Genomic DNA, 22,339 nt, shown 5'->3' with positions numbered 1-22,339 from the left:
GATGTCGTTCCCTTACCTGACCGTCACGTTCGCCCTGCCGGCGGCCGGCGCGATCGTCACGGCGGCCGTGCCCGCCGCGCGGCGCACCGCCGCCAAGTGGACGGCGCTGCTCTTCTCGCTCGCCACGCTCGTGATGGTGGCGATCGTCGTCGTGCGGTTCGACCCGGGCGGCGGCCAGTTCCAGCTGGCCGAGTCGCACGCGTGGATCAAGGACTTCGGCGTCTCGTACGACCTGGGCGTCGACGGGATCGGGGTGGCGCTGCTCGCGCTGACCGCTCTGCTGATCCCGTTCGTGATCCTCGCGGGCTGGCACGACGCCGACCCTCTCGAGGGGCCGCGGCCGAACCGGCGCTGGCGGCCGACGCAGGGCTTCTTCGCGCTGATCCTGTCCGTCGAGGCGATGGTGCTCCTGTCCTTCGAGGCCACCGACATCTTCCTGTTCTACCTGCTGTTCGAGGCCATGCTGATCCCGATGTACTTCCTCATCGGCGGCTTCGGCGACCGCGCGCACGCGGGCGGGGACGAGGCCGCGGCCACCCAGCGCTCGTACGCGGCGGTGAAGTTCCTCCTCTACAACCTCGTCGGCGGGCTGATCATGCTGGCCGCGGTGATCGGCGTGTACGTCGTGGCGGGCACGTTCTCGCTCACGGACATCGCGCACATGCGGGCGGCCGGTGACCTGTCGATGTCGACGTCCACGGGCCGCTGGCTGTTCCTCGGCTTCTTCTTCGCCTTCGCGGTGAAGGCGCCGCTGTGGCCGGTGCACACCTGGCTGCCCAACGCGATGGGCGAGTCGACGGCGCCGGTCGCCGTGCTGCTGACGGCCGTGGTCGACAAGGTCGGCACGTTCGCGATGCTGCGCTACTGCCTGCAGCTCTTCCCGGAGGCGTCCAAGTGGGCCACCCCGGTGATCCTGGTGCTCGCGCTGATCAGCATCATCTACGGCGCGCTGGTCGCGGTGGGGCAGCGGGACATCAAGCGGCTGATCGCCTACGCGTCGGTCTCCCACTTCGGGTTCATCATCATGGGCATCTTCGCGATGACGAGCCAGGGCCAGTCGGGCGCGACGCTCTACATGGTCAACCACGGGCTCTCGACGGCGGCTCTGATGCTGCTGGCAGGGTTCCTGATCTCGCGGCGCGGCTCGCGGCTCATCTCCGACTTCGGCGGGGTGCAGAAGGTCGCCCCCGTGCTGGCCGGCACCTTCCTGATCAGCGGGCTGGCGACGCTGTCGCTGCCGGGGCTCTCGCCGTTCGTGAGCGAGTTCCTCGTCCTCGTCGGCACGTTCAGCAGGTACCCGGTGATCGGGATCATCGCGACGATCGGCATCGTGCTGGCCGCGCTGTACGTGCTCGTCCTGTACCAGCGCACGATGACCGGACCCGTGAAGGCGACGGTGCAGGGCATGTCGGACCTGAAGGTGCGTGAGGTGGTCGTGGTGGCGCCGCTGATCGCGCTGCTGATCTTCCTCGGCGTGTACCCCAAGCCGCTGACCGACATCGTCAACCCGGCGGTGCACCAGACCATGTCGCAGGTCGACCGAACCGATCCCCACCCCCAGTTGGAGGCGTCCCGATGAGCGCGCCGGCTGTCCACAGCCTGTGGACGACGACGGCTGCCGATTCGATCGGCACGATCCCGTCGCCCCACATCGAGTACGGCCAGATCTCCCCGGTGCTGATCGTGGCGGGCGCCGCGATGCTGGGCGTCCTGTTCGAGGCGTTCGTGCCGCGCAGGGCGCGCTACCACGCGCAGGTCATCCTCGCCGTGCTCGGCCTCGCCGCCGCGTTCGCCGCGGTGGTGGCGCTCGCGGCCGACGGGTACGGCAGCGCGTCGAAGGCGCACATCGCGGCGGAGGGCGCGGTCGCGGTCGACGGTCCCGCGCTGTTCCTGCAGGGCACCATCCTGCTGACCGCGGTCGTCGCGATCTTCACGTTCGCCGAGCGGCGCCTCGACCCGGCGGCCGGCAGCCACCGGGTCGACTCGTTCGCCGCGCAGGGCGCGGCGGTGCCGGGCAGCGACGCGGAGAAGTCGGCCGTCCGGGCCGGTTTCACCACGACGGAGGTGTTCCCGCTGGCGCTGTTCGCGGTGGCGGGCATGCTGGTGTTCCCCGCGGCGAACGACCTGCTGACGCTGTTCGTCGCCCTTGAGGTGCTGTCGCTGCCGCTGTACCTGCTGTGCGCACTGGCCCGCCGCAAGCGCCTCATCTCGCAGGAGGCGGCGGTCAAGTACTTCCTGCTGGGAGCCTTCTCGTCGGCGTTCCTGCTGTTCGGGGTCGCCCTGCTGTACGGGTACTCGGGCTCGGTCACGTACGCGCGCATCGCCGCGGTCGTCGACGGCACGGTGCGCAACGTCGACCCGGCGCTGGCGGGCACGATGGGCAATGACGCGCTGCTGCTGATCGGCGGGGCACTGGTGGTCATGGGCCTGCTGTTCAAGGTCGGCGCGGTGCCGTTCCACATGTGGACGCCGGACGTCTACGAGGGCGCGCCGACGCCCGTCACCGGGTTCATGGCGGCGGCCACGAAGGTCGCCGCGTTCGGCGCGCTGCTGCGGCTGCTCTACGTGGTGCTGCCGGGTCTGACATGGGACTGGCGGCCGGTGATGTGGGGCGTCGCGATCATCACGATGATCGGCGGCGCGATCGTCGCCATCACGCAGACCGACATCAAGCGGCTGCTCGCCTACTCGTCCATCGCGCACGCGGGGTTCATCCTGGCCGGTGTGATCGCCGCGTCGCCGGACGGCATCTCGTCCGTCCTCTTCTACCTCGCGGCGTACTCCTTCGTGACGGTCGGCGCGTTCGCCGTCGTCACGCTCGTGCGCGACGCGGGCGGCGAGGCGACGCACCTGTCCAAGTGGGCGGGGCTCGGGCGCCGTTCACCGCTGGTGGCGGCCGTGTTCGCGGTCTTCCTGCTGGCGTTCGCCGGCATCCCGCTGACGTCGGGCTTCGCGGGGAAGTTCGCGGTGTTCAAGGCCGCGGCGGCGGGCGGCGCGGTGCCGCTCGTGATCATCGGTGTGGTCTCGTCGGCGATCGCGGCGTTCTTCTACATCCGCGTCATCGTGCTGATGTTCTTCAGCGAGCCGCGCCCTGACGGGCCGACGGTGGCGGTGCCGTCCCCGCTGACGATGGTCACGATCGGCGTGGGCGTGGCGGTGGTGCTGGTCTTCGGCATCGCGCCGCAGTACTTCCTGGACCTCGCGGGCCAGGCGGGCACGTTCGCGCGCTGACGGGTTCGCGGCCCGGCTCCTTCCGTACGGGGGAGCCGGGCCGCGGTGCGTTCAGGGGGCGCGCTTACCCGGCACGGGGCGGGCCCAAGGCTTGCGAGAGTGCGTTGACACTGACGTCGGCGACCGTGCGGAGCTCGGGCCCGCTCGCGCCCGCCCTGCTCATCACGGCCAGCGACTGGTTGACCGCCGCGAGGTGGACGGCGAAGTCGTCGGCGTCGCTCTCGGCCAGTTCGGCGGTGAGCAGGGCGCCGCGCAGCCGCGCGCGCTGGAAGCCCAGGGCCTCGCCCGCGCGCGCGGCGATGGCGGGACTCAGTACCGGGATGGCCATCGCGGTCTGGGCGATCAGGCAGCCGTCCGGCAGGTCCGGGTCGGCGATGCGCGCGAGCGTGACGTCGAAGAACGCGCGTACCGCCCGCAGCGGGTCTTCGGCCGCGCGAGCGAGTGCCTGGTCGTAGCGGTCCCCGTACCGCGCGGCGTAGCGGTCGAGGCAGCGCAGGTAGAGCGCGTCCTTGTCGCCGAGCGAGGAGTAGATGGAGCTGCGGTTCAGGCCGGTCGCCCTGGACAGGTCGTCGAGGGACGTGTCGGCGTATCCGGCCCGCCAGAACTGGACCATCGCCGCGTCGAGCGCGTGGTCCACGTCGAACTGCTTCTTACCGGCCATCTCCCACGCACCTCGTCCTCACGCCTCGGCCGCTCCGTTGTGACCCTGGTCATCCTATCTTGAACCAACCAGTTCAAGATGCGTAGGCTGCACGCATGACCGACACCGCGACCACCGCGAACCACTCTTCCCGCCAGAACCCGGTTCCCGGGCTGCCGCTGCACGACCTGGCGGGCTTCACCCACCGCTGGGTCGACGCGCAAGGCATCCGGCTCCACGCCGTGGAAGGCGGCCGGGCGGCGGGCCCCGCCGTGGTCCTGCTCGCCGGGTTCCCGCAGACCTGGTGGGCGTGGCGCGCGGTGATGCCGCACCTCGCGGAAAGGTTCCGCGTCATCGCCGTCGACCTGCCGGGCCAGGGGCACTCCGAGCGTCCCGAAGACGGCTACGACACGCACACGGTCGCCGCGCGCGTCCAGGCGGCGGTGGCCGCGCTCGGTGTGGAGAAGTACTGGCTCGCCGCGCACGACATCGGCGCCTGGGTCGCGTTCTCGCTGGCGCTGGCGTACGAGGAGCGGCTGCACGGCGTCGCCCTGCTCGACGCCGGCATCCCCGGCGTCAGCCTCCCGGACGCCATCCCGGCGGATCCTGACAGGGCCTGGAAGACCTGGCACTTCGCCTTCCACCTGGTGCCGGAGCTGCCCGAGACGCTGCTCGCCGGCCGCGAGCGGGAGTACGTGGGCTGGTTCCTGGGGGCCAAGGCGCTCGGCTCGGACACGTTCGGCAGTGCGGAGATCGACCACTACGCCGCCGCGGTCGCGGCGGAGGGCGGCCTGCGGGCGTCGCTCGCCTACTACCGCGACGCGCGCGAATCCGCGCGCGGGAACCATGAGGCACTCGCCCGCCGGCACCTGACCGTCCCGGTCCTCGGCATCTCCGGCTCCCACGGCTCGATCCCCGACATGGCCGCCTCCCTCAGCCCGTGGGCTGACAACACGACGGGCACCGTCATCGCGGGGTCCGGGCACTTCATCCCGGACGAACAGCCCGCGGCGCTCGCCGCCGCGCTGCACGCGTTCATCGAGCGGACCGGAGACTGAGGGCGTCAGCGGGCGCGCCTGCGCGGGGTGATCTCGGCCAGGTCGAGGTCGACGGGGAAGGGCGCGGATACCTTCAGCCGGTCGTGGAAGATTCCGGTGCTGGTGTAGACGCCGGTGGCGGGCTCGCGTTCGAAGGCGTACACCACGGCCCGTCCATCGTGGTTCTCCACGCGCCAGTAGTGCTGGATGGCGGCACGGGCGTACTTCACCGGCTTGGTCTCGCGGTCGCGGGAGAGGGACTCGGGTGAGACCACTTCGATCGCGAGAACAACTGCCTCGGCGGGGAACCGCGTCTGAGCCGCGTCCTCGACGACGTCGCCGTGCACCACGATGACATCTGGCTCAGGCCGGTTCTGGCGGTCGATGTCGATGGTGAATTCGCGCACGACCTCCAGATCCGCGGGGGCCACGGACTGCAGTTGCCAGTTGAAGAAATCGACGGTTCGACTGTGAAAGAGGCTTTGCGGACTCACGAAGACGAGGCTCCCGTCGATCAGCTCCGTGTGCGGAGGCAGGTTGGGAAGCCGGTCCAGGTCGTCGGCGGTCCAGCCGTCCACGGGCGGCATGTTCCAGTCATGCAGCGGGGCCCCGTGCATGGGCACCGGTTCGTGCTCGACACTCATTGCTGCTCCCATGGGGGCGAGTCTCGCGGACACACTCAGCGTAACCATCGGAAACATGATCACGCTCGCTCGTACGGATGGCGGCAGGCCGCCGCGTTGACGTGGCGGCCTGCGCCCGTCAGAGGCCGGACGACGGCGTGACGCGGCCGGTCACCTCGCCGAGGCCGACCTTCGTGCCGTCCGGGCCAGGGGCCCAGGCCGTGAGGGTGACCTCGTCGCCGTCCTCCAGGTATGTGCGCTTGCCCGTGGCCAGGATGAGCGGGTCCTCGCCGTCCCAGGTCAGTTCGAGCAGCGAGCCGCGCTCGTCGCGCGCCGGGCCGCTGACCGTGCCCGAGCCGTACAGGTCGCCCGTGCGCAGCGACGCGCCGCCCACCGTCATGTGGGCCAGCTGCTGCGCGGCCGTCCAGTACATCGTGGCGTACGGCGGGCGGGAGACCTCATCGCCGTTGATGCTCACCGACATCCGCAGGTCCAGGCCGCCGGGCTCCTCGTCGCCCGCGTCGTCCAGGTAGGGCAGCAGCGGCTCCGACCTGGACGGGGGCGCGACGCGGGCGGCGTCGAGCGCCTCCAGCGGAGTCACCCACGCCGACACGGACGTCGTGAACGACTTGGCGAGGAACGGGCCGAGCGGCTGCCCCTCCCAGGCCTGGATGTCGCGCGCCGACCAGTCGTTGAGCAGGCACACGCCGAAGACGTGGTCGCGGAAGGCGCCGAGCGGGACGGGCTCGGAGTGGCGGGACGGGGCGCCGACGACGAAGCCCACCTCGGCCTCGATGTCCAGCTTCGTGCTCGGACCGAACACCGGCTGCGGATCTGTCGGGTTTTTGCGCTGCCCCATCGGGCGCACGACATCGGTCCCCGACACCACCACGGTGCCCGCGCGGCCGTGGTAGCCGACCGGCAGGTGCTTCCAGTTCGGCGTGAGCGCCACGCCGCCCGGGCGGAAGATGGAGCCGGCGTTCTGCGCGTGGTGCTCGCTGGAGTAGAAGTCGACGTAGTCGGCGACCTCGTACGGCAGGTGGAGCGTCACGGCGTCCAGCGGGTGCAGGAACGGCCGCAGCTCGTCGTCGCGGGCCGGCACGCTCAGCCAGGCCGTCAGGGCACGCCTGACGTCCCGCCAGGCCGTGCGGCCCGCCGCCATCAGCGGGCCGAGGGAGTCCGCGGCGAGCAGTGCCTCGTACGGCGAGCCGAGTGCGTGGGCCGCGGCGCCCGCGTCGAGTACGGCGTCGTGGATGCGGACGCCGAGGCGGCGCCTGCCCGGCTCGTCCGCGGTGGAGAACACGCCGTAGGGCAGGTTGTGCGGTCCGAAGAGGTCGTCCGCGCCGTTGCTTGCCTCGGGCATCGCTGCGCCTCGCTTCCGGTGTCGTCATGGCTCGTCGTCGGGCGGCGTGGGTGGCCGGCCGCTGTCGTGGGCGGGCCGGCGGTCCTCGTGGGCGCTGCCGGTGCCACCTCGTGGTTCGTACCCAGCGGACGGCGATCTACGGGCCCTGATCGGGTGGTGCCTTGATCATCCGCCCGTGGCGGTCTGCCGTGACAGGCGCCCTCTTGGCGTGCGTCTCGTCCTGATGCCCTATCACTCTGCTTGTTGCGGTGAGAAGTATAAGTTTGACAATTTTACGTCGACATATTGCATAGCGATGTCGACGGGATTACGGTCCCCTTGCTCAGTACAGCTCAGCTCCTCCTCGCATCCCCCCTCTGACCGCGGTGCCGCACGCGCAGGCGCGGCACCGCGTCGAAAGGAGCAAGCCCACGTGATCCCCTCCCTACGCGCGCTGCGCAGAGCGGTGTTCGTCACCGCGAGCAGTTCGCTGCTGGCGGTCGGCGGCCTCGTCGCGCTGACGGCGCCCGCCGCGTCCGCCGCGCCCGCGGCCGCCACCGGCGGCAACGGCGCCAACCTCCCCTACGCCGAGGTGCAGGCCGAGAACTCGGCCACCAACGGCACCGTCATCGGCCCGAGCTACGCACAGGGCCAACTCGCCGACGAGGCCTCGTACCGCAAGGCGGTGACGCTCCAGGGCTCAGGCAAGTACGTCACCTTCACCACGCCCGTCGCGACCGACTCGATCGACTTCCGCTACAGCATCCCGGACACGTCGGGCGGCTCCGTCTACCACGCACCGCTCTCGCTCTACGTGGACGGCGTCAAGCAGAGCGACTTCGACCTCACCAACGCCTACAGCTGGTACTACGGCAGCTACCCCTTCACCAACAGCCCCGGCAGCAACCCCCACCACTTCTACGACGAGGTCCACCGCCTGCTCCCGAAGACGTACCAGGCGGGCACGACCTTCAAGCTCCAGGTCGACCCGGGCGACACCGCCTCCTCCTACACGATCGACTTCGCCGACTTCGAGCAGGTCGGCGCCGCACTTCCGCAGCCCGCGGGGTCGGTCTCCGTGACCAGCCAGGGCGCCGACGCGAGCGGTGCCCAGGACTCCACCGCTGCCTTCAACGCGGCCATCCGCGCGGCCGGTTCCGGCGGCACCGTGTGGATACCGCCGGGCACGTACAAGATCCCCGGCCACATCGCCGTCAACAACGTGACCGTCACCGGCGCGGGCATGTGGTACTCGACCGTGACGGGCGCCGCGCCCGGCTTCTACGGCAACTCGGCCCCCTCGCCCAGCACGAACGTCCACCTGAAGAACTTCGCCATCTTCGGCGACGTGCAGGAGCGCAACGACAGCGCCCAGGTCAACGGCATCGGCGGCGCCATGAGCGACTCGTCGGTCTCCGATCTGTGGATCGAGCACGACAAGGTCGGCGCCTGGCTCGACGGGCCGATGGACAAGCTGACCCTCAGCGGCCTGCGCATCCGCGACACCACGGCCGACGGGATCAACTTCCACGGCGGCGTGACCAACTCGACCGTCACCGACAGCGACATCCGCAACACCGGCGACGACGGCATCGCCACCTGGGCCGACTCCTCGCTCGGCGCCGACGCGAACGACACGATCTCCAACAACACCGTCCAGACGCAGATACTCGCCAACGGCATCGCCATCTACGGCGGCCACGACAACACCGTCAGCGGCAACCTCGTCAAGGACACCGGACTCACCCAGGGCGGCGGCATCCAGGTGGGCCAGCGGTTCACGTCCACCCCCGTCGGCAGGACCGACATCAAGGACAACACCCTGATCCGTGACGGCAGCCTCGACCCGAACTGGCAGTTCGGCGTCGGAGCGCTGTGGTTCGACGGGAGCCAGGGCGCCATCAACGGGCCGGTCAACGTGACCAACGCACTGATCGAGCAGAGCCCCTACGAGGCCGTCCAGTGGGTCGAGGGCACCGTCAGCGGCGTCAACCTCGACAACGTCACCATCGCGGGCACCGGCACCTTCGCCCTCCAGGAGCAGACCGGAGGCGCCGCGAAGTTCAGCAACGTCACGGCGACCGGCGTCGGCGCATCGTCCCCCGTCTACAGCTGCGAGGGCGGCAACTTCTCCGTCACCGACGGCGGCGGCAACTCCGGCATCAGCGGTACGCCGTACTGCGGGCCCTGGCCGACCCCGCACTTCCCCGGCTACCCGGCCGAGAGCGTCACCGCCACGCCGAGCGCGCTGCACTTCGGCTCCGTCGCGACCGGCGCCGCGAGCGACGCCCAGACCGTGACGGTCGCCAACCCGACAGGATCGGCCGCGGCCGTCACGTCCGTCGCCGCCTCGGGCGACTTCGTGCAGACGAACACGTGCGGCTCGTCGATCCCCGCCAAGGGCTCGTGCGCGGTGTCCGTCACGTTCGAACCGACCGCGTCCGGCGCGCGCACCGGCACCCTGACGGTCAAGGCGGGCGGCGCCACCGACACCGTCGCGCTCGACGGCACAGGGACGGCGCCGGGACCCGTACTGGCCGCCGCACCCGGGGGCCTGTCGTTCGCCTCCACGGTCGTCGGCCAGTCCGCCGCCGCGCAGACGGTGAAGGTGAGCAACACGGGCACGTCGGCGGCCACCGTCTCCGGCGTCACGGCCACCGGCGACTACAGCCAGACCAGCAACTGCTCGTCCGTCCCCGCGGGCGGGTCCTGCACGGTGCACGTCACCTTCAAGCCGACGGCCGCCGGGTCGCGCAAAGGCACGCTGACCATCGACAGCGACGCCAACAACGGCCCGGTGACCGTCGCCCTCAGCGGCAGCGGCATCGGCGCCACGACCAACCTGGCCGCGGGCCGGCCCGCCTCGGCGAGTTCGAGCAACAACCCCTACGTCGCCTCGAACATCACCGACTCGGACGCGTCCTCCTACTGGGAGAGCCAGAACGGCTCCTTCCCGCAGTGGGCGCAGGTCGACCTCGGCACCGGATACAAGGTCGGCAGGATCACGCTGAAGCTCCCGCCGGCCACGGCCTGGAACACCCGTGACGAGACCCTCTCGGTACGGACGTCCACGGACGGCTCGAACTTCACGACGGTCGTGCCGTCCAAGGCGTACACCTTCGACCCGAACGCCAACCAGAACACGGTCACCATCACGCTTCCGGGGACCACGGCCCGGTACGTGCGGGTCGACATCACCGCCAACACGGGGTGGAACGCGGGCCAGCTCTCGGACTTCGAGGTCTTCCCGAGCAGCTGACGCCGGCCCGGCCCCGGCCGTGGTGCCGCCGCGCGCGGGGACGCGGCGGCACCACACGGGTGTCCAGTACGCTCGGCATCGCACCCGACCCCCAAACACACACCCGAGCCCAGTGCGGAGCCCGACATCAGCAGCCAGAACCTCCCGGAGTCGACCGCCGCGCCCGCGTCGCGCAGGCGTCGCGTCGGCGTGCTGCTCTGCGTGGGGCTCTTCGCCTACCTGCTCGACCTCGTCACCAAGGTGCTGGTGGTCGCGCACCTGGAGAACCGGTCGCAGGTCTCCGTGATCGGCGACTGGCTGACCTTCCGCGTCATCCGCAACGCCGGCGCGGCCTTCAGCACGGGCCAGGCGATGACGGCCGTGTTCACGGTGATCGCCGCGGTCGTGATCGTCGTGATCTTCCGCATCGCGCACAAGCTCTACAGCCTGCCGTGGGCGATCGGCCTCGGCCTGCTGCTCGGCGGAGCATGCGGCAACCTGACGGACCGCCTGCTGCGCGCGCCCGGCTTCTTCCGCGGCGCGGTCGTCGACTTCATCGCCGTGCGCGACTTCGCGGTGTTCAACCTGGCCGACTCGGCGATCTGCTGCGGCGGTGCCCTGATCGTCCTGATCTCGTTCCTCGGCACGACGCCGGACGGCACGACACGCCGCGACGGCGTGCCTGGGGCAGGCGGGGCCGGCGGCGCGGGCGGGGCCGGCGAGGCAGGCGGCGCGGGCGAGGCAAAAGGGGCCTAGCGCGGTGCCTGCGCCGCAGGCGCGCACCTCACTGGCCCACCCGGCCGTCCACGCACTCGCGCAGCAGGTCGGCGTGGCCGCAGTGGCGTGCGTACTCCTCGATCCTGTGCACCAGCAGCTCCCGCACGGCGATGCCCTCCTTCCCCAGGCGCTCGCCCAGGTCCCGGTGGGCGGCAAGCGCGGCGTCGGTCGCCGCCTGCTCGCGCTCCAGGTCGCGGTACGCGGCGTCGACCACGGCCGGGTCGGCCGCCGCCTCCTCGAAGTCCGCGTCGCGCCGCCCGTACAGCTTGGGCAGGGCGTCGCTGTCGCTGATCCAGTTGCGCCAGTCGCGCTCCACCTCGGCGAGGTGCCTGACCAGGCCGAGCAGCGACATCGTGGACGGCGGCACCGACCTGCGCGCCAGCTGCTCCGCGTCCAGGCCCTCGCACTTCATCCGCAGGGTCAGGCGGTAGCTCGTCAGATAGTCCTCCAATGTCGCGAGCTCGCCGTCCGGGCTGCTGCCCTGGTTCTCGCGGGGGTCATCGGCCGGGTCGGTCCACATGTCGGGGTAGACGGTCGCCTGTGTCCATCGCGCGGGTTGGTCGCTCATGTGCCGCATGGTGGCCCCCGGCGGCACGGGTCCGCCACGGGTTTACCCGGCGCGGTTCGCCGCTGTCCCGGGGCCGCCGTGTGCGACGCTGTCGAGGCTGTCGACGCGACAACGCAATAAGAGGACAAGGATGGCCGGCAGCCCCGGGGGTTCGTCAGGTTGGCCGAAAGGGGACGGTCGTCCTCCGGCGGAGGTCGCTCTCCGTGGTCTTCCGTGCCGGTCACCGTGTCGGACAAAATAGCTTCTCCCGCTCGTACGACCGATCACGAACTTGCCGGCGGCGCCGGGAAGGCGCCCACGGTGATCGAAACACGACCGGATACGCTGACTTGAGTGAAGGCAGCGACACATCGACAATCCGTGTGATCGTCAGCAGACAGGAGTACCCCTCGTGACCGTCGTCGGGCCGTTCGGGCTGAGCATGCGGGACCAGGCCCTTGAAGCCGATGTCCAGACCGGATTGGCGGCTGTCGAGGCGGGACTGCTCGATGCCACCAAGAGCGAGGTCCCCTTCATCAACGAGGCCGCGCAGCACCTGGTGCGCGCCGGGGGCAAGCGGTTCAGGCCGCTGCTCGTCATGCTGGCCGCACAGTTCGGCGACCCGTACGCGCCGGGTGTCGTCCCGTCCGCCGTGGTCGTGGAGCTGACGCACCTCGCGACGCTGTACCACGACGACGTGATGGACGAGGCCGAGGTGCGCCGGGGCGTGGACAGCGCCAATGCCCGGTGGGACAACTCCGTCGCGGTCCTCACCGGCGACTTCCTCTTCTCCCGCGCCTCCCAGATCCTCGCCGAGCTGGGCCCCGAGGCCGTGCGGATCCAGGCGGAGGCGTTCGAGCGCCTCGTCACGGGCCAGATCCTGGAGACCGCGGGCCCGCGCGACGGCCGCGACCCGGTGGCGCACTACCTCGACGTGCTGTCGGGCAAGGCGGGCTCGCTGGTCGCCGTGTCCGGCCGGTTCGGCGCGCTGATGTCGGGCGCGGACGAGCGGATCGTGGACGTCCTGACCCAGTTCGGCGAGCGTCTCGGAGTCGCCTTCCAGCTCGCCGACGACGTGCTCGACATCGCAAGCGAGTCGCACGAGTCGGGCAAGACCCCCGGCACCGACCTGCGCGAGGGCATCCCCACGCTGCCGGTGCTGCTGCTGCGCGCCCGTGCGGAGAAGCTGGGCGACCCCGACGACGTGGAGCTGGCGCGGCTGCTGGCCTCCGACCTCTCCGACGACGCGCGCCACGCGGAGGCGCTGCGGCGGCTGCGCGCCCACCCGGCGCTCGAAGCGGCCATGGCGGAGGCCGTGCGGTACGCCAAGGAGGCCAGGGAGACGCTCGTGCCGCTGCCCGAATGCTGGGCGAAGTCGGCGCTGGCGGAGCTGTGCGACGCCGTGGTGCACCGCGCGGGCTGACGCGCCGGCGCCGGCGCCCCGGCCGGTGGCCCCGCTGCCCGTGCGGCCCTCAGGGTTGGCCCGATCGGTCTCATCCCTCAGAGGTACGGCAAGTTGCGCCGGGGGGTTGATGCCCCCGGACGGCCGATTTGGTCATATTGACATACGCGCTCGTTGCGCCGCCGGGTGAGAATGGCGGGGGGAGTGGACGAGTGCACGGCACTGACGGGCCGTACTGACCGGCCGACCGACCGGCCGCCGACCACGGAAGCAGGGCACACACATGGCAGGCAACGACAGGGCAGAGGCCACCGAGGAGGTCGTGAGCCGCGTGACGCGCCGCAGGAAGGCGGCGCGCTACGCGGTCCCGGTGGCCGTGGCGGGCGTGGCGGCGGCGACGGTGGGCCTCGTGCCGGCGCTCGCGGCGTCGGGCGACCCGAACCTTCCGAAGATCAGCGCGCACGACCTCGTCCAGAAGATCGCCGCGTCCGACACGCAGCAGCTCTCGGGCTCCGTGAAGATCACCACGGACCTCGGCCTGCCCTCGCTGGCCGGGCTCGGCGGTTCGATGGCCCAGTCGATGGCGCCGGGGGGCGCGGGCGGCCACTCCGACGCCGCGTCAGGTTCCTCCGCCGACCCCGGGTCCAAGCTGATGGAGCTCGCCTCGGGCACGCACACCCTGCGGGTCGCCGTCGACGGCCCGAAGAAGCAGAAGATCTCCATCGTGGAGAACGCGGCGGAGTACAGCCTCATCCGCAACGGCCGCCAGGTCTGGGCGTACGACAGCGCGAGCAACCAGGCGTACCACTCGACCGCGCCGCAGGGTGCGGACACGAAGGCCGAGCCCGCGCTGCCCAAGGGCGCCGACGTGCCCGCCACGCCGAAGCAGTTCGCGGACCAGGTGCTGAAGGCCGCGGGTCCGACGACATCGCTGAGCGTCGACGGCACCTCGCGCATCGCGGGGCGTGACGCGTACGACCTGCTGGCCAAGCCGAAGCAGTCAGGATCCACGGTCGGCTCCGTCCGTATCGCGGTCGACGCGAAGACCGGCACGCCGCTGAAGTTCACGCTGGCGCCGTCCGGCGGCGGCAAGCCCGTGCTGGACATCGGGTACACGAAGGTCGACTTCGCCAAGCCGGCGGCCTCGACGTTCGCCTTCACGCCCCCGAAGGGCACGAAGGTCACCGAGGGCAAGCAGCACGCCCAGCAGCACGCCGCGAAGCCGTCGCGCCAGGAGCAGCGGCAGGGCCGGTCACAGGCCGAGGCCGCGCTCTCCGACGCGAAGGTCATCGGCAAGGGGTGGACGTCGGTACTCCGCCTCGCCGGGCCCGCCGGTGCCGTGGACAAGGGCGCCAAGGGCGACACGAGCAAGATGCCGGGGAACGCGCAGTCGTTCGTCAACTCGCTGGGTGACAAGGTCAGCGGGAAGTTCGGTTCCGGCACGGTGTTCCACACCCGCCTGATCAACGCCCTCATGACGGACAAGGGCACCGTCTACGTCGGCGCGGTCTCCAAGCAGACCCTGGTCGACACGGCGAACGCCGCCGCCAAGTAGGCAGCCGCCCGACCGCCCCGCCGTGCGACGCGCACGGCGGGGCGGTCGCGTTCGCGGCCGGTCCCGCGCTGCGCCCCACGCGCCGTAGGCTCGTAGCGTCCGACCGTCCGGGGACGCGGCCACACCGCACGCGGCCCCGTACGGCTGTCTGGAGGGATTGTGGTGACGCAGCAAGCGGAGCCGGCAGGACCCGCCGAGGAGGCGCCCGTCATCGAAGCGCCCGTCATCGAGGCGCGCGGCCTCACCAAGCGCTACCGCGGCGGGCAGCTCGCCGTCGACGGCCTCGACCTGACGGTGCCCGACGGCAGCGTCTTCGGCTTCCTCGGGCCCAACGGCTCGGGCAAGACCACCACCATCCGGATGCTCCTCGGCCTCGTGCAGCCCACGTCGGGCACCGCCGGGCTGTTCGGCCGCCCCATGCCGCAGGCGGCGCGCGCGATGCTGCCGCACGTGGGCGCCCTGATCGAGGGGCCCGCCCAGTACGGCTTCCTGAGCGGGCGGGACAACCTCGTGCGCTACGACGCGACGGACCCCACCGCCGACCCGCGCACGCGCTCCGCACGGGTGGACGCGGCGCTCGAACGGGTGGGGCTCGCCGCCGCCTCGGCGAAGAAGGCGAAGGCGTACTCGCTCGGCATGAAGCAGCGGCTCGGCATCGCCGCCGCGCTGCTGCGTCCGCGCAGGCTGCTCGTACTGGACGAGCCGACCAACGGGCTCGACCCGCAGGGCATGCGGGAGATCAGGGCGCTGGTGCGCGAGCTGGCCGCCGAGGGCAGCACGGTCTTCCTCTCGTCGCACCTGCTGGACGAGATCGAGCAGGTGTGCACGCACGCGGCGGTCATGGCGCAGGGCCGGCTGATCGTGCAGGGCCCGGTCGCGGAGCTCTCGGCGGGCACGCGCGGCAGGCTGGCCGTCACCACGCCGGACCCCGCCGACGCGGCGCGCGTGCTGCGCGAGCACGGCGTCACGGGGATCGAGGCCGGGGCCGGACGGGTGACGGGCGACCTGCCGGCGGGCGCGGGCGAGGCGGAACCGGTGGACCCGGCGGACCTCAACGCCGCGCTGGTGCGCGCGGGTGTGCGCGTGCGCGCGTTCGGGGTGGAGCGCGGCACGCTGGAGGACGCGTTCGTGGCGCTGACGGGGGAGGGGTTCGATGTCGCGGGCTGAGGCGACGGGTCCTGGCGTGGACGACGGCGCGGACGAGGGCGCGGACGCCGTGCGAGGCGCCGACCGGGGCAGGGCGGCCACCGGCGGCGAACGTTACGGCCTGTGGTGGACGTTCGGCTTCTTCCGCTCCGAACTGCTGACGACGTTCCGGCGGTGGCGGACGCTTGCCCTTCTCGCGGTGCTCGCGGCGGTACCCGTGCTCATCGGGATCGCCGTGAAGATCGAGACGAGCGGCGGCGGCAGCGCGGGCGAGGGCGGCGGGCCCGCGTTCCTCACCCAGGTCACCAACAACGGCCTGTTCCTGGTGTTCGCCGCGCTCGCCGCGACGCTCCCGGTCTTCCTGCCGATGACGGTGGGCGTGATCGCGGGTGACTCGGTCGCGGGCGAGTCCGCCGCGGGCACGCTGCGCTACCTGCTGGTCGTGCCGGCGGGCCGTACCCGGCTGCTGCTCGCCAAGTACGCCGCGGCGCTGACGTTCTGCCTGGCGGCGACGCTGGTCGTGGCGGTGTTCGCGCTGGCCACCGGCGCGGCGCTGTTCCCCCTCGGCGACGTGACGACGATCTCCGGCACCACGATCTCCTTCGGTTCGGGCCTGTTGCGCGCGCTGCTCGTGGCGGTGCTCGTGGCGGCCTCCCTCGTGGGATTCGCGGCGATCGGCCTGTTCGTCTCGACGCTGACGGGCAGTGGGATCGCGGCGATGGCGGCCACCGTCGGCCTGCTGATCACGGTGCAGATCGTGGACTCGATCCCGCAGCTCGGCGCCGTCCACGCCTACCTGTTCTCGCACTACTGGCTCTCGTTCGCCGACGTCATGCGGGCCCCGGTGCTCTGGGACGACGTGGTGAAAAACCTCGTCTCGCAGGCCGTGTACGCGCTGGTCTTCGGCTCGGCGGCGTGGGCACGCTTCTCCACGAAGGACGTCACGGCCTGACGGGAGGGCCGCGAGGCGTGCGTGGCGCGCGGCGCGCTTTCGGGCGAGGCCCGCCCACGTCCGGGTGCGGGTCGCGGGTCAGCCGTCCGGCGTGGCGGCGTCCCGGGCGGAAGCGTCCGGCGCACAGGCGCCGGAGCGTGCGCGCAAGGCGGGCTTGTGCACCGCGGCTGGTGCGGCCGGCTGAGCGACGCCCGGGGCGGCCGAGCCCTCCCGCGCGGCCGCGGCCCGCAGTTCCACGGCGCGTGCCCTCGTGCGGCGCGCGGTGCGCAGGGCGTCCCAGGTGAGGACCGCGAGCGCCACCCACACCAGCGCGAACCCGGCCCAGCGCTCCGGCGGCATCGCCTCGTGGAAGTACGCCACGCCGAGGGCCAGCTGCAGCACGGGCGTCAGGTACTGGAGCAGGCCGAGCGTGGTGAGGGGCACGCGTATCGCCGCGGCGCCGAACAGCACCAGCGGCCCCGCCGTCACCACGCCTGCGGAGGCCAGCCAGGCCGCGTGACCCGCGCCGTGCGACGTGAACGTCGAGCCGCCCGTGGCGCCCAGCCACAGCAGGAAGCCCAGGGCGGGCAGGAACAGCACCGTGCTCTCGGCCGCGAGGGACTCAAGGCCGCCCAGGTTCACCTTCTTCTTCACCAGGCCGTACGTGCCGAACGAGAACGCCAGCACCAACGAGATCCACGGCAGCTGCCCGTAGCCGATGGAGATGACCACCACCGCTGCGAGGCCGACGCCGACCGCGGCCCACTGGGCCGCACGCAGCCGCTCCTTGAGCAGCACCACGCCGAGCAGGATCGTGACCAGCGGGTTGATGAAGTAGCCGAGTGACGCCTCCACGACGTGGCCCGAGTTCACGGCCCAGATGTAGACGCCCCAGTTGACGGTGATCACCGTGGCGGACAGCACCAGCAGGCCGACCCTGCGGGGCTGCCGCGCCAGCTCGCGTATCCACGCCCAGCGGCGCGTGCACGCCAGCGCGATCGCCACGACGCCCAGCGACCACACCATGCGGTGCGCGAGCACCTCCATGGCACCCGCGGGCTTGAGCAGCGGCCAGTAGAGCGGCACAAGGCCCCAGATCCCGTACGCGCCGAACCCGTACACGAGACCGGGCCGCTGGTTCTCGTCCGTCTCCACCCCGGCTCCTCCTCCCCTCACCGCGACATCCCTTCGGGACGGTAGCGGCCGACCCCGGTTCGTGTCATGTCCGTTCCGTCATACGGTCATGACAGGTGCGACGCGGGACGTGGGACGACGCACAGGAAAGCGGAGTACGCTGCGGCCATGACGATGTGCTCGATCGACTGTGTGACGCAGCCGGGCACTCTCGCTCCCCACGGCGAGTGCGCACCCCGCGGTGCCACCTTCCTGCGCCGCCGCGGCCGGGTGGGTTCTCCCCCTGCCGCCCCTTGTACCTGTCACGTTTGACGACGCGTCCGGCCGCCGCCCCTGAGGGGCCTGTGCGGCAGGCACCCGCAGTACGTCCCTGACCCTGAGCGCCGGGTGACCGGTCCTGCCCGGCGCTGAGTCCGTCCGTCTCTTTCCGTTTCCGTGCGTCCGCGCGGCTGCCTCATCCCGCCGTGCCGACGCGCGCTTCTTCCGGAGGAACCGCCGTGACCACGCATGCCGCCGTACCAGCCCCTGCAACCCCAGCCCCTGCCACCTCGGCTACCGACGCCGTACCGCGGTTGCGGCCCTTCCGCATACCCGACGACGGCCTCTACGAGGGCCCGCGCGTGCTGCGCCGGCTGCCCGACGGGGTGGCGGAGCGCCCGTACGAGCTGTTCGGCGTCGTCCCGCAGGCGGCCACCATCGGGGCGGAGATCCGCGGCCTCGACCTGTCTCGCCCGCTGGCCGGTGCGGTGCGCGAGGAGCTCAACCGGGCCCTGCTCGAATGGAAGGTGCTGTTCTTCCGCGACCAGCACCTCGCGCCCGACGCCCAGCGTGCGTTCGCGCGCAACTGGGGCGAGCTGGAGACCAATCCGCTGCTCGCCTCGGCGGGCCCGGCCGACGTGGTGCGCTTCGACCGCTCCGCCGTGCGCACGTTCGAGAACGTGTGGCACACCGACGTCACGTTCCGCGAGCGCCCCGCGATGGGCGCCGTCCTCCAGTTGCGCGAGGTGCCGCCCCGGGGCGGCAACACGATGTGGGCGGACATGGCCGCCGCGTACGACAACCTGCCGTCGTGGGTGAAGGAGCGGATCGACGGGGCGCGCGCCGTCCACGACTTCCTGCCCGGCTTCGCGCGGTTCACCGCGCCCGAACGCCTGGCCGAGTACCAGGAGGCGTTCCCGCCGGTCGAGCACCCGGTGGTGCGCCGCCACCCGGAGAGCGGGCGCCGCATGCTGTTCGTGAACACGTCGTTCACCACGCACATCTCGGGGTTCGCGCGGGAGGAGAGCGACCGGCTGCTGCGGCTGCTGTTCCAGCAGGCGCACGTGCCCGAGTACCAGGTCAGGTGGCGGTGGCAGGCCGGTGACATCGCGTTCTGGGACAACCGCGCCACCCAGCACTACGCGGTCAACGACTACGGGAGCGAGCGGAGAGTCGCGGAGCGCGTGGCCATCGCGGGGGACCGCCCGTTCTGATGCCCAGAACGGGGAGGGCCCCGGCGCGCGATCGACTCGCGCGCCGGGGCCCTCCCCGTGGGTGTGGCGTGCCCGGCCTCAGCCGGCCACCGTCCAGGTGTCGTTGCCCGCGAGCAGCGTCGCCAGGTCGCCCTTGCCCTGCCGCTCGACGGCCGTGTCCAGCTGCTCGGACATCAGGGTGTCGTACACCGGCCGGCGCACGTTGCGGAAGACGCCGATCGGGGTGTGGTGGAGGGTGTCCGGGTTCGCCAGGCGGGAGAGCGCGAACGCCGTGGTCGGTGACTGGACGGATGTGTCGTGGACGAGGATGCGCGACTCGTTCTCCGGGGTGACGTCCACGACCTCCAGGTCGCCGGTGGCCGGGTCGCGTACGACGCCCTTCGCGTTGTCGGTGCCGAAGCGGATCGGCTGCCCGTGCTCAAGGCGGATGACGGCTTCTTGGGCGCGTTCCTTGTCCTTGAGGACTTCGAAGGCGCCGTCGTTGAAGATGTTGCAGTTCTGGTAGATCTCGACGAGGGCGGTGCCGGGGTGGTCGGCGGCGGCGCGCAGCACGCTGGTGAGGTGCTTGCGGTCCGAGTCGACCGTGCGGGCCACGAAGGACGCCTCGGCGCCGATCGCCAGGGAGACCGGGTTGAAGGGGGCGTCGAGCGATCCGAGCGGCGTCGACTTGGTGATCTTGCCGATCTCGGAGGTGGGGGAGTACTGGCCCTTCGTCAGGCCGTAGATCCGGTTGTTGAACAGCAGGATCTTCAGGTTGACGTTGCGGCGCAGCGCGTGGATGAGGTGGTTGCCGCCGATGGACAGCGAGTCTCCGTCACCCGTGACCACCCACACGGACAGGTCGCGCCGGGAGGTGGCGAGGCCGGTGGCGATCGCGGGGGCGCGGCCGTGGATGGAGTGCATCCCGTAGGTGTTCATGTAGTACGGGAAGCGGGAGGAGCAGCCGATGCCGGAGACGAAGACGATGTTCTCCTTCGCCAGGCCCAGGTCCGGCATGAAGCCCTGCACGGCGGCGAGCACGGCGTAGTCGCCGCACCCGGGGCACCAGCGGACCTCCTGATCGGACTTGAAGTCCTTCATGGACTGCTTGGCTTCCGCCTTCGGGATCAGCGTCAGCAGCTCGTTCGTGTCGACGTCGACCTCAGACATTGATGGCCTCCTCGATGGCCGTGGCGAGCTGTTCGGCCTTGAAGGGCATGCCGTTGACCTGGTTGTACGAGTGCACGTCGACCAGGTACTTCGCCCTCAGCAGGGTCGCGAGCTGGCCGAGGTTCATCTCCGGCACGACGACCTTGTCGTACCGCTTCAGCACCTCGCCGAGGTTCGCGGGGAAGGGGTTGATGTTGCGCAGATGAGCCTGCGCGATCGGCTGCCCCGCCTTGCGCAGCCGGCGGACGGCCGCGGTGATCGGGCCGTAGGTGGAGCCCCAGCCCACGACCAGGGTTCTGGCATGGCCGCCGGGGTCGTCGACCAGCAGGTCGGCGACCTTGATGCCGTCGATCTTCGCCGCGCGGGTGCGGACCATGAAGTCGTGGTTGGCGGGGTCGTAGGAGATGTTGCCCGTGCCGTCCTGCTTCTCGATGCCGCCGATGCGGTGTTCGAGTCCTGGCGTGCCGGGCACGGCCCACGGGCGCGCGAGCGTCTCCGGGTCGCGCTTGTACGGCCAGAACCTCTCGGTGCCGTCCGCCATCTCGTGGTTGGGCGTGGTGGCGAACTGGACGGTCAGGTCGGGCAGTTCGTGGGTCTCCGGCACGCGCCACGGCTCGGAGCCGTTGGCGAGGTAGCCGTCGGAGAGCAGGAAGACCGGCGTGCGGTACGTCAGCGCGATCCTGGCCGCCTCGATGGCCGCGTCGAAGCAGTCGGTCGGCGTGGACGGCGCCACGATGGGCACCGGTGCCTCGCCGTTGCGCCCGTACATGGCCTGGAGCAGGTCGGCCTGCTCCGTCTTGGTCGGCAGGCCGGTGCTCGGGCCGCCGCGCTGGATGTCGACGATCAGCAGCGGGAGCTCGAGCGACACGGCGAGGCCGATCGTCTCGGACTTCAGCGCCACGCCGGGGCCACTGGTGGTGGTGACGGCGAGGGAGCCGCCGAAGGCCGCTCCGAGGGCGGCGCCGATGCCGGCGATCTCGTCCTCGGCCTGGAAGGTGCGCACGCCGAAGTTCTTGTGCTTCGACAGCTCGTGCAGCACGTCGGAGGCGGGGGTGATCGGGTACGAGCCGAGGTAGAGCGGCAGGTCGGCCTGGTGCGAGGCGGCGATCAGCCCGTACGCCAGCGCCAGGTTGCCGGAGATGTTGCGGTAGGTGCCGGCCGGGAAGGCCTCCTCGGCCGGGGCGACCTCGTAGGAGACCGCGAAGTCCTCGGTCGTCTCGCCGAAGTTCCAGCCCGCGCGGAACGCCGCCACGTTCGCCTCGGCGATGTCCGGCTTCTTCGCGAACTTCGACCGCAGGAACGCCTCGGTGTTCTCCGTGGGCCGGTGGTACATCCACGACAGCAGGCCGAGCGCGAACATGTTCTTGCTGCGCTCCGCCTCCTTGCGGGACAGCCCGTACTCCTTGAGCGCCTCGATCGTCAGCGTCGTCAGCGGCACCGGGTGCACCTGGTAGGCGTCCAGTGAGCCGTCCTCGAGCGGGGAGGTCTGGTAGCCGACCTTGGCCATCGGGCGCTTGGTGAACTCGTCGGTGTTGACGATGATCTCCGCGCCGCGCGGCACGTCCGCGATGTTCGCCTTCAGCGCCGCCGGGTTCATCGCGACCAGCACGTTCGGCGCGTCGCCCGGGGTGAGGATGTCGTGGTCGGCGAAGTGCAGCTGGAAGGACGAGACGCCCGGCAGGGTGCCTGCGGGCGCCCGGATCTCGGCCGGGAAGTTGGGCAGCGTCGACAGGTCGTTGCCGAACGACGCGGTCTCCGAGGTGAAGCGGTCACCTGTCAGCTGCATGCCGTCGCCGGAGTCACCCGCGAAGCGGATGATGACCCGGTCGAGGCGGCGGACCTCCTTGGCGCCGGAACCCCCCGGCCCTGACTCTTCCGACGCGCCGGACAACGGGGCACTCTGCTGCCCGACGACGGCGTCGCCGGTTTCGCTGGCCTCGTCGGCTGCGCTACTGACCTGGCTGGTCACTGAACTGGACCTCCCTTGAGGCGGCGGCTCGGGACCGCCGGCCGCCGGCTGTCCCGGAGCAACCCTACGTCGGTAAGGGTCGCCTACCTGTGCTCGCTCGTATGGTGGACGCCCCTATGAGACACCTCGATGCACCGTATTGTCCG

General features: G+C 71.3%; 16 protein-coding genes and 1 pseudogene. 10 read left to right on the top strand and 7 right to left on the bottom strand.

Annotated features, from left to right (window positions below; genetic code table 11):
* The first annotated feature begins 1 nt into the window (after position 1).
* Both IH48_RS0115870 and nuoN read left to right on the top strand, forming a co-directional pair.
* Entirely contained in the window at positions 2-1,579 is a 1,578-nt protein-coding gene (locus IH48_RS0115870; RefSeq protein ID WP_030904044.1) for an NADH-quinone oxidoreductase subunit M, read from the top strand.
* Positions 1,576-3,231 carry an NADH-quinone oxidoreductase subunit NuoN gene (gene nuoN, locus IH48_RS0115865; RefSeq protein WP_030904043.1) on the top strand — a complete coding sequence of 552 codons (1,656 nt, stop codon included), beginning with the start codon at positions 1,576-1,578 and terminating at the stop codon, positions 3,229-3,231. Before IH48_RS0115870 ends, nuoN begins: the two co-directional genes overlap by 4 nt.
* A 64-nt stretch (positions 3,232-3,295) precedes the next feature.
* Here nuoN and IH48_RS0115860 read toward each other — a convergent pair whose 3' ends face one another.
* Positions 3,296-3,892, bottom strand: coding sequence for a TetR/AcrR family transcriptional regulator (locus IH48_RS0115860; RefSeq protein WP_030904041.1), 597 nt, complete (start codon positions 3,890-3,892; stop codon positions 3,296-3,298).
* A gap of 95 nt (positions 3,893-3,987) precedes the next feature.
* Here IH48_RS0115860 and IH48_RS0115855 point away from each other — a divergent pair, with 95 nt between their 5' ends.
* Positions 3,988-4,929: an alpha/beta fold hydrolase gene (locus IH48_RS0115855; protein WP_030904039.1), complete on the top strand. Its 942-nt coding sequence runs from the start codon at positions 3,988-3,990 to the stop codon at positions 4,927-4,929.
* A gap of 5 nt (positions 4,930-4,934) precedes the next feature.
* Here IH48_RS0115855 and IH48_RS0115850 read toward each other — a convergent pair whose 3' ends face one another.
* The gene (locus IH48_RS0115850; protein WP_030904037.1) at positions 4,935-5,552 is read right to left on the bottom strand and encodes a Uma2 family endonuclease; all 618 of its coding nucleotides are present in this window, start codon (positions 5,550-5,552) and stop codon (positions 4,935-4,937) included.
* 118 nt (positions 5,553-5,670) lie between these two features.
* Positions 5,671-6,894, bottom strand: a complete 1,224-nt coding sequence (fahA, locus tag IH48_RS0115845; RefSeq protein ID WP_030904035.1) for a fumarylacetoacetase — start codon at positions 6,892-6,894, stop codon at positions 5,671-5,673.
* 412 nt (positions 6,895-7,306) lie between these two features.
* On the opposite strand from fahA, the gene IH48_RS0115840 reads away from it, so the two are divergent.
* Positions 7,307-10,132 (top strand): choice-of-anchor D domain-containing protein, encoded by a 2,826-nt coding sequence (locus IH48_RS0115840; RefSeq protein ID WP_107059304.1) that lies wholly within the window; start codon positions 7,307-7,309, stop codon positions 10,130-10,132.
* A 147-nt stretch (positions 10,133-10,279) separates the two neighbouring features.
* Positions 10,280-10,786 (top strand): annotated as a pseudogene (gene lspA, locus IH48_RS0115835) (signal peptidase II); the annotation flags it as partial.
* 109 nt (positions 10,787-10,895) lie between these two features.
* On the opposite strand, the gene IH48_RS0115830 reads toward lspA, so the two are convergent.
* A complete protein-coding gene (locus IH48_RS0115830) occupies positions 10,896-11,456 on the bottom strand; it encodes a DUF664 domain-containing protein (RefSeq protein WP_030904030.1) in 561 nt (186 codons plus the stop codon).
* A gap of 391 nt (positions 11,457-11,847) precedes the next feature.
* Between IH48_RS0115830 and IH48_RS0115825 the strand changes: the two genes are divergently transcribed.
* The 4 genes from IH48_RS0115825 (at position 11,848) to IH48_RS0115810 (ending at position 16,490) form a co-directional block, all read left to right on the top strand.
* Positions 11,848-12,858: a polyprenyl synthetase family protein gene (locus IH48_RS0115825; protein ID WP_030904028.1), complete on the top strand. Its 1,011-nt coding sequence runs from the start codon at positions 11,848-11,850 to the stop codon at positions 12,856-12,858.
* A gap of 262 nt (positions 12,859-13,120) precedes the next feature.
* Positions 13,121-14,392 (top strand): LolA family protein, encoded by a 1,272-nt coding sequence (locus tag IH48_RS0115820; RefSeq protein ID WP_030904025.1) that lies wholly within the window; start codon positions 13,121-13,123, stop codon positions 14,390-14,392.
* Between the two features lie 162 nt (positions 14,393-14,554).
* Positions 14,555-15,559, top strand: coding sequence for an ABC transporter ATP-binding protein (locus IH48_RS0115815; RefSeq protein WP_051839893.1), 1,005 nt, complete (start codon positions 14,555-14,557; stop codon positions 15,557-15,559).
* Positions 15,546-16,490, top strand: coding sequence for an ABC transporter permease (locus tag IH48_RS0115810; protein ID WP_030904021.1), 945 nt, complete (start codon positions 15,546-15,548; stop codon positions 16,488-16,490). Before IH48_RS0115815 ends, IH48_RS0115810 begins: the two co-directional genes overlap by 14 nt.
* Positions 16,491-16,568: 78 nt before the next feature.
* Here the strand turns inward: IH48_RS0115810 and rarD are convergent, their stop codons facing one another.
* Positions 16,569-17,624, bottom strand: coding sequence for an EamA family transporter RarD (gene rarD / locus IH48_RS0115805; protein WP_030904019.1), 1,056 nt, complete (start codon positions 17,622-17,624; stop codon positions 16,569-16,571).
* A 551-nt stretch (positions 17,625-18,175) separates the two neighbouring features.
* Between rarD and IH48_RS0115800 the strand changes: the two genes are divergently transcribed.
* Entirely contained in the window at positions 18,176-19,075 is a 900-nt protein-coding gene (locus IH48_RS0115800; protein WP_030904017.1) for a TauD/TfdA dioxygenase family protein, read from the top strand.
* 78 nt (positions 19,076-19,153) lie between these two features.
* Here IH48_RS0115800 and IH48_RS0115795 read toward each other — a convergent pair whose 3' ends face one another.
* Together IH48_RS0115795 and IH48_RS0115790 are read right to left on the bottom strand one after the other, a co-directional pair.
* Complete coding sequence (locus IH48_RS0115795) at positions 19,154-20,224, bottom strand: 2-oxoacid:ferredoxin oxidoreductase subunit beta (protein WP_030904014.1); 1,071 nt, start codon at positions 20,222-20,224, stop codon at positions 19,154-19,156.
* Positions 20,217-22,193, bottom strand: coding sequence for a 2-oxoacid:acceptor oxidoreductase subunit alpha (locus tag IH48_RS0115790; protein WP_030904012.1), 1,977 nt, complete (start codon positions 22,191-22,193; stop codon positions 20,217-20,219). Before IH48_RS0115790 ends, IH48_RS0115795 begins: the two co-directional genes overlap by 8 nt.
* Between the last annotated feature and the right edge of the window lie 146 nt (positions 22,194-22,339).

This window comes from Streptomyces sp. NRRL F-5126 (assembly GCF_000721265.1).
Classification (GTDB): domain Bacteria; phylum Actinomycetota; class Actinomycetes; order Streptomycetales; family Streptomycetaceae; genus Streptomyces.
This window is presented reverse-complemented; position numbering and strand designations above follow the sequence as displayed.

Bases quoted from the DNA above. Each gene is read 5' to 3' on its own strand.
- IH48_RS0115830 (WP_030904030.1), bottom strand. From the start codon at position 11,456: ATGAGCGACCAACCCGCGCGATGGACACAGGCGACCGTCTACCCCGAC.
- IH48_RS0115870 (WP_030904044.1), top strand. From the start codon at position 2: ATGTCGTTCCCTTACCTGACCGTCACGTTCGCCCTGCCGGCGGCCGGC.
- IH48_RS0115795 (WP_030904014.1), bottom strand. From the start codon at position 20,224: ATGTCTGAGGTCGACGTCGACACGAACGAGCTGCTGACGCTGATCCCG.
- fahA (WP_030904035.1), bottom strand. From the start codon at position 6,894: ATGCCCGAGGCAAGCAACGGCGCGGACGACCTCTTCGGACCGCACAAC.
- IH48_RS0115850 (WP_030904037.1), bottom strand. From the start codon at position 5,552: ATGAGTGTCGAGCACGAACCGGTGCCCATGCACGGGGCCCCGCTGCAT.
- IH48_RS0115855 (WP_030904039.1), top strand. From the start codon at position 3,988: ATGACCGACACCGCGACCACCGCGAACCACTCTTCCCGCCAGAACCCG.
- nuoN (WP_030904043.1), top strand. From the start codon at position 1,576: ATGAGCGCGCCGGCTGTCCACAGCCTGTGGACGACGACGGCTGCCGAT.
- IH48_RS0115810 (WP_030904021.1), top strand. From the start codon at position 15,546: ATGTCGCGGGCTGAGGCGACGGGTCCTGGCGTGGACGACGGCGCGGAC.
- IH48_RS0115860 (WP_030904041.1), bottom strand. From the start codon at position 3,892: ATGGCCGGTAAGAAGCAGTTCGACGTGGACCACGCGCTCGACGCGGCG.
- IH48_RS0115820 (WP_030904025.1), top strand. From the start codon at position 13,121: ATGGCAGGCAACGACAGGGCAGAGGCCACCGAGGAGGTCGTGAGCCGC.